This is a genomic window from Streptomyces sp. SM1 (assembly GCF_002910825.1).
Taxonomy (GTDB): Bacteria; Actinomycetota; Actinomycetes; order Streptomycetales; family Streptomycetaceae; genus Streptomyces; species Streptomyces okerensis.
The window spans coordinates 1,027-1,937 of record NZ_NEUB01000726.1 but is presented as its reverse complement, the minus strand read 5'-3'; the positions used below and the strand labels follow the sequence as shown (position 1 = coordinate 1,937).

General features: G+C 75.1%; 1 protein-coding gene. It reads left to right on the top strand.

Annotation, left to right across the window (positions count from 1 at the left end; translation table 11 throughout):
- Positions 1 to 911 (top strand): glycosyltransferase (locus tag B9S61_RS21000; protein WP_103543643.1); only part of this gene is annotated, 911 nt, incomplete at both ends.

Genomic DNA, 911 nt, shown 5'->3' with positions numbered 1-911 from the left:
TCCAGGGCCCGCACACCTATGTGGTCCCGGTCACCCCGGACCGCGGTCCGGACGGGCTCGGCCGGGCCCGGACCTTCGCCTGGCCCGCGTCGGTGCGCGAGGCCACCCCGCGGGAGCTGCGGGAGACCCCGTTCGACCTGGTCGTCCTGCAGCGTCCGCACGAACTCGAGCTCGCCGAGCAGTGGCTCGGCGGCCGCCGCCCCGGCCGGGACGTGCCGGCCGTGTACCTGGAGCACAACGCCCCGGACGGCGCCGTACCGGAGACCCGGCACCCGTTCGCCGACCGCACCGATCTGACGATCGTGCACGTCACCCACTTCAACCGGCTGTTCTGGGACTGCGGCGGCACCCGCACCGAGGTGGTCGAGCACGGCATCGTCGACCCGGGCCACCGCTGCACGGGACGGCTGGAACGTGCCGCCGTCGTCGTCAACGAGCCGCTGCGGCGCGGCCGGTACACCGGTACGGATCTGCTGCCCGCGCTCGCCGGGGCGGTGCCGCTGGACGTCTTCGGGATGCGCACCGATGGCCTGGCCGGGCACCTGGGCCTGCCGCCGGAACGGTGCCGCACCGCGGAGCTCCCGCAGCGCGACCTGCATACGGCCATGGCCGAGCGGCGGATGTACCTGCACCCGGTGCGCTGGACCTCTCTCGGTCTGTCCCTGCTGGAGGCGATGCACCTGGGGCTGCCGGTCCTGGCGCTGGCCACCACCGAGGCGGTGGAGGCGGTGCCGGAGGGTTCGGGCACCGTGTCCAACCGGCCCGACGTCCTCGCCCGGGCGGCACGCCGCTATCTGGCGGAGCCCGGGGCGGCCGCCGCGGACGGGGCCCGGGCCCGGCAGGCCGCGCTCGAACGGTACGGGCTCAAGCGGTTCCTGGACGACTGGGAACGCCTGATCACGGAGGTGTGC